This window comes from Thermoactinomyces sp. DSM 45892 (genome assembly GCF_900107305.1).
Lineage (GTDB): Bacteria > Bacillota > Bacilli > Thermoactinomycetales > Thermoactinomycetaceae > Baia.
In genome coordinates this window covers 1-3,724 of the sequence record NZ_FNPL01000032.1, presented here as the reverse complement: position 1 = coordinate 3,724, position 3,724 = coordinate 1, and the positions used below count along the sequence as shown (strand labels likewise).

Genomic DNA, 3,724 nt, shown 5'->3' with positions numbered 1-3,724 from the left:
TGTTTCCGTTGTTCACGCTCACGCTTCGCTCTCTTAGTGTGCTCGGTCTCCATGGTGATAAGGTCATAGGCTGGTTCGAAAAGGCATTTGATCCAGTCATCATTCGGTTCCCTCATACTAAACCATCCGCTCATTGTACTAAGCCCCTTTGGATTTTGGTTTGGCGAGGAAGCTGATAGACTCTGCGATAATGTCCAGACTAAACTTCTTTTCTCCATTTGAATCCGCAAACGATCCAGCATTGACACGACCCTCGATTGAAATTAACGAACCCTTCAATAGATTGCGACATTTATCTGCCTCACGACCCCATACCATCACAGGAATAAAATCAGTGGTCATTTGCTTGGTCTTCTTGTCAAAGTATCCTTCCACTGCTAGACGTAAGAACATGTATGACTTCCCGTTTGCTGTCTTATTCAACTTTGGCTCTACCGCCACACGACCTACTAAGCTTACTTTGTTCATTTTGAATTCCTCCATTTTGTTTTTTCATTACCGCAGGACTGATCTGAGGCAATACAGGTGCATGCTTATTTCCTCTTTTCTACCTGTTCCGCTAAAAAGAATTTGATCGCTTTATCCACTTCGGCTTGGTAGACATCTTCTGCCTTATCAGAGAGAAAATCGAGAAAGCATTTCAATTCTTTATAATCCACAAGTGCTTTCATTCTCCATACCTCCGATGAGTTGTTTCAGTTCGTTTAGGAACTGCATTTCTTCTTGCCTCTGTGCGATCTTGCCATCTTCCCACATACCTTGTAGAAATCCCTGAGAGTAGGTTTCGATTTGGAATTGGAGAACTTCTAAGCGGTATTCAATTTTAGATAGAACCGGATTCATTGAGTTTCACCCCTTATGATTTATTGGGCTTGCTGATTTAACCATTCTTCAAGGTTCTTTCTTGGGATGAGCTTTCTGTGCCCGATGTCGACAACGGGGAAGTCTGGGCGGTGTAGGAGTTCGTAGAGTTTGGTACGGCTAATGCCAAGCATCTTCGCAGTTTGTTCTACGCTGTAGGTGAGGGATTCGGTTTGTGGTTTGTTTTCCATACGCTGGGTTAGGTTGAGTACTTTTTCATTTAGGTCGGTTACGGTTTGAAGTAGTTGAATCATGGTGTCAGATGTGTTCATTAAATGCACCTCGCTTTTTTATTTAATTGAAGTAAAATCTTTACTGGTGTTATAATGAAAGGTAGTGAATCGCTTTTGATTTTTGTAATATCTACACACTATAACACGAACAAATTGTTCATCTAACACTATATTACACGAACATATAATTCGTGTCAATAAGTTTTTTTGGAGTGATTTTTTTATGTCAAATATTGGGTCCAGAGTTAAGGAATTGCGTGAAAAGCATTCTCTTACCCAAAAGGAACTAGCTGAGGTACTTGGCTTTAAATCAACTAGGGGTATGCAGTATATCGAATACGGAGAGCGTAATCCTGATTTCGAGGGGCTTATCACATTGGCAAATCATTTTAATGTTTCATTGGACTATCTTGTGGGGCGTTCTGATGATCCATCACCTCCTAACGTTAAAGCCGAAAAATCTGATATAGATCGGTTGCATGCATTAATAGAAAGACTAAATCCTAACCAATTAAATTCTGTAACTCGCTTTATTGAGTCTTTTTTAGAATAAAACAAATTGTCTATTTAAATCCGTCAATCAACCCGTCAGTTATCCTTCACTTGTAGAGTGCTTAAAATAACATTCTATCTGCGTTAGCAGTCTAAGGGAGTGGCAAAGGTGAGGAACCCCTTGCTACGCACAGCAAGACGCACGAAAGGATGGACACAGCAACATCTAGCTGATTTCGCTGAAGTTTCTCTTTCAACCGTTGAGCGGGCAGAGCGTGGAGAATCTATCAGGATTGATAGTGTACAAAGATTATGTAAGTGTTTACAAAAGACCCCAGAACAATTAGGGTTATTGAGCAAACAGAGCGATTATGCTAAGGCAAATGACAGTATTATCATTCAAAGCAATTTAAATAGTGATTACCTATCTATTCTTGAAAATGAAATGTTAATTCGTTGGTCTCTGTATCATACAGGTGGGACAAACCTTGTGAGTTATGAATTTGATAAATGGATGCAACATGTTGCTAAGACTTCCATGTTCTTGCAAGGCGATGATTTATATGAACGTTCGTTAACTATTCTTTCAATGGGATATCAGCTTCAAGGCTCAGTACTCAGGGATATGAGAAAATACGCAGAAGCACATATAATACACAGGAAAGCATCGTTAATAGCGGAGACACTTTTCAATCCCGAGCTAATAGCCTCTGCGTTAGTGAGAGAAGGGATTACTTTAAATCAGGAAGAACGTCCCTTGGATGCTATTACATGTTTTACAAAGGCTCTTGAAACGATCAAAAATCTTGGATATACAAAGTTAGAAGGGTATATCTATCAAGCACTTTCAGAAGCCCAGGCAAAAATAGGTCAAGAAAAAGAGAGTTGGCAAAGCATTTCTCTTGCAGAAAAAAGTGTAGAATCGAAGCCCCTTACAGCGGAAATAAATTTAACCCGGCTCAACTCTTCTTCCCTATCAGCACAAAGAGGAGTCAATGCAGTATATTTAGGAGATTATAAGCAGGCCATTGACCAAATTGACAAGAGCCTAGCAAAGTATAATCCAACAATTGTTAGAGGACGTGCAAGACTACTTATCCAGAAAGCGAAATCTTATATGGGTTTAGGCTCCCTAGATTCTTGTGTGCAAAATGCACAGGAAGCTCTTATGCTTGCTAACTCCATTGGCTCAAGTAGGATTATCAACAATGTTAAAGAGTTACATGATGAATTGAGAAAGTCTAAGTGGAGGAAGGAGCAGTATGTAGTAGATCTAGGGAATATAATTTCGGAGGATTCAAAATGAAAATTTTATTTGGTATCCTGCTGGCCATGGTTTTAATGATTACTTATTGGCTGATCTTTTATATAAAAGGCAAACGCTTTGCCTTAAGGGATCGCTTACAGAAATCTGATGCAATTGTTGTTCTTGCTGGTACGCGTGGAAATCTTGAGTTTTTAGACAGTAAGATACACACGGCTGTACATCTGTACCGAGAGGGATGGGCTCCCTACATTATCTGTAGCGGTAAATTTAGTGCTAAAGTTGATTCTCATCAACCAACGTTAATTCCGTTGCAAGAGATTGAAGAAGCAGTAAGGGAGGGGAGAATTCAAAACAAGGATATTGGTACAGCATCTGAAAAATGGGATATTAGTCTAGGTGCCGAATATATGCGTGATAAGGCTATAGAGGCAGGAGTTTCATCCAATCATATTCTAATTGAAAATAACTCACTTCATACACGTGAAAACGCTGAATATGTATTGAAGTTGCTGAGGGAAAATAATATATCCCGCATTATTCTTGTGACCTCTCCATTTCATCAACTACGAACATCACTTACTTTCACTAAAGTATTGAAATCACATGGAATTGAGATTATCAATCATTGTGCAGGTGAAAGTGAATGGAGTTCGACTACTTGGTTTTTATCTGAGAAAAATCGAAATCTAGTTAGTAGTGAAAAACAACGAATCAAACTGTATAGAGCCAAGGGTGACCTTTGATTAAGAAAGTCTCTGTGATACAGGGGCTTTTTCTTCTCTATATTTAGAAGAGGACAGAGATGGATTATCACTCAAAAAATATTGAAAAAACTCTAATTTTGTTATATAATATTATAATAGATAAATTT

The 3,724-nt window shown here is 38.8% G+C and carries 7 protein-coding genes; 3 read left to right on the top strand and 4 right to left on the bottom strand.

The genetic code is table 11. From position 1 onward, the window contains the following. Positions 1-138: 138 nt before the first annotated feature. From BLU58_RS15825 to BLU58_RS15815, 4 genes are all read right to left on the bottom strand, one after another. Positions 139-468: a single-stranded DNA-binding protein gene (locus BLU58_RS15825; RefSeq protein WP_176786729.1), complete on the bottom strand. Its 330-nt coding sequence runs from the start codon at positions 466-468 to the stop codon at positions 139-141. 65 nt (positions 469-533) lie between these two features. Next, positions 534-671 (bottom strand): hypothetical protein, encoded by a 138-nt coding sequence (locus tag BLU58_RS16590; RefSeq protein WP_176786728.1) that lies wholly within the window; start codon positions 669-671, stop codon positions 534-536. Then, a complete protein-coding gene (locus tag BLU58_RS15820) occupies positions 649-843 on the bottom strand; it encodes a hypothetical protein (protein WP_093293816.1) in 195 nt (64 codons plus the stop codon). The genes BLU58_RS16590 and BLU58_RS15820 overlap by 23 nt, the downstream gene beginning before the upstream one ends. 20 nt (positions 844-863) lie before the next feature. Further along, positions 864-1,133, bottom strand: coding sequence for a helix-turn-helix domain-containing protein (locus BLU58_RS15815; protein WP_093293814.1), 270 nt, complete (start codon positions 1,131-1,133; stop codon positions 864-866). Between the two features lie 184 nt (positions 1,134-1,317). Between BLU58_RS15815 and BLU58_RS15810 the strand changes: the two genes are divergently transcribed. The 3 genes from BLU58_RS15810 (at position 1,318) to BLU58_RS15800 (ending at position 3,596) form a co-directional block, all read left to right on the top strand. After that, on the top strand, positions 1,318-1,647 hold the full coding sequence (locus BLU58_RS15810) for a helix-turn-helix domain-containing protein (protein ID WP_093293811.1): 330 nt from the start codon (positions 1,318-1,320) through the stop codon (positions 1,645-1,647). A 108-nt stretch (positions 1,648-1,755) separates the two neighbouring features. Beyond that, positions 1,756-2,892, top strand: coding sequence for a helix-turn-helix domain-containing protein (locus BLU58_RS15805; protein ID WP_176786727.1), 1,137 nt, complete (start codon positions 1,756-1,758; stop codon positions 2,890-2,892). Continuing rightward, positions 2,889-3,596 carry a YdcF family protein gene (locus tag BLU58_RS15800; RefSeq protein WP_093293806.1) on the top strand — a complete coding sequence of 236 codons (708 nt, stop codon included), beginning with the start codon at positions 2,889-2,891 and terminating at the stop codon, positions 3,594-3,596. The genes BLU58_RS15805 and BLU58_RS15800 overlap by 4 nt, the downstream gene beginning before the upstream one ends. Positions 3,597-3,724 lie beyond the last annotated feature (128 nt).